The organism is Moorena sp. SIO4A1, assembly GCF_010672065.1.
Lineage (GTDB): Bacteria > Cyanobacteriota > Cyanobacteriia > Cyanobacteriales > Coleofasciculaceae > Moorena.
This window is the reverse complement of the sequence record NZ_JAAHHX010000909.1, coordinates 1-1,188: the sequence shown is the minus strand read 5'-3', so window position 1 is coordinate 1,188 and position 1,188 is coordinate 1. Positions and strand designations below refer to the sequence as shown.

General features: G+C 44.7%; 2 protein-coding genes and 1 pseudogene. 2 read left to right on the top strand and 1 reads right to left on the bottom strand.

Features of this window, described 5'->3' with window-relative positions:
- A pseudogene (locus F6K53_RS44005) lies at positions 1-168 on the bottom strand (ketol-acid reductoisomerase); the annotation flags it as partial.
- 51 nt (positions 169-219) lie between these two features.
- On the opposite strand from F6K53_RS44005, the gene F6K53_RS44000 reads away from it, so the two are divergent.
- Both F6K53_RS44000 and F6K53_RS43995 read left to right on the top strand, forming a co-directional pair.
- Positions 220-510, top strand: coding sequence for a hypothetical protein (locus F6K53_RS44000; RefSeq protein WP_293087156.1), 291 nt, complete (start codon positions 220-222; stop codon positions 508-510).
- 348 nt (positions 511-858) lie between these two features.
- Positions 859-1,152 carry a 2Fe-2S iron-sulfur cluster-binding protein gene (locus F6K53_RS43995; RefSeq protein ID WP_293087153.1) on the top strand — a complete coding sequence of 98 codons (294 nt, stop codon included), beginning with the start codon at positions 859-861 and terminating at the stop codon, positions 1,150-1,152.
- The last annotated feature ends 36 nt before the right edge of the window (positions 1,153-1,188 follow it).

The window sequence follows — 1,188 nt, the reverse complement described above, 5'->3', positions numbered from 1 at the left end:
TTTCGCCTTAGACTTACTACCTGGATACAGTCCTACGATCACATTCATGCCACTCTCTTTAAGATTAAGGGCGTGAGCATGACCTTGAGAACCGTAGCCGATAATAGCAATAGTTTTATCTGCCAGTAGGTCTAGGTTAGCGTCGGTATCGTAATACATCTGAGCCATTGTAATTTCTGTTCCTTTTTTACTGGTCACTGTCAGCCATGCAAAGCGCGAGTGGGGGAAACCACGGCAGTTGCTCATGGGGAGGGGCTGTGTGCGGAACCTGCGTCCGCACCTGTCTTGATGCAGCGCGGTCATGGGGGAAACCCCCATGACCGCGCTGCATCGCTCTCCAGCCCCGTGGGAACCCCCAAGACCGCACTGCCTCCCCAAGACCGCGCTGCATCGCTGCAAACTTATCATGATACCGCAAAACCGATCTCAAGCCTGGCAAGTGATATACCTTTTTATCCATCAGCCCATCACCGGATTACCCCATGTGTGGATACAGGTCTGGGATGCTAATGATAAGTATTCCTAATTATAAATTTATAAGGATTTTGCTGAAGTTATCTGAGGGAGATAGGATCTGTAAAAATCCTTTTAAAACTAGACTTTAGAGCATTTTCATGGATCAGTTTTACAGCTAACTATCTGGTGTATTTACTTGTGAAAAATATATAAGTAAAACTTATAATATGGGGGATTAAGCCTTTCATTTTTAATCGGTCTTAATCTGCTGAGTGTTTTCCCGTAGTATCAGAGATGGAGTAAAAATAAGCATGCCACGCTCCTTTTCAACCAAAGGATCGGCTTTTGCCCTATACTCACAACGTCTCTACTATTGTTTTAAATCGAGAGGATTACTAAAACATGGCAACTTACAAAGTCACCTTAAAAACACCAGATGGGGATCACACCATTGAATGTCCTGATGACGACTACATTCTCGACGCTGCCGATGAGGCAGGTATAGAACTGCCTTATTCCTGCCGTGCGGGTGCCTGCTCTACCTGTGCTGGCAAAGTAATCAGTGGTACTATTAATCAGGATGACCAATCCTTCCTGGATGATGACCAACTCGAAAATAACTACGTTCTGACCTGTGTGGCCTACCCCACCTCTGATTGCACGATCGAAACTCATCAAGAGGAAGCTCTGTACTAAGTAATAATCTAAGTACTAATAACAAAGAGGATTACT

Coding starts and splice junctions, on each gene's coding strand:
- F6K53_RS43995 (WP_293087153.1), top strand. CDS start 859: ATGGCAACTTACAAAGTCACCTTAAAAACACCAGATGGGGATCACACC.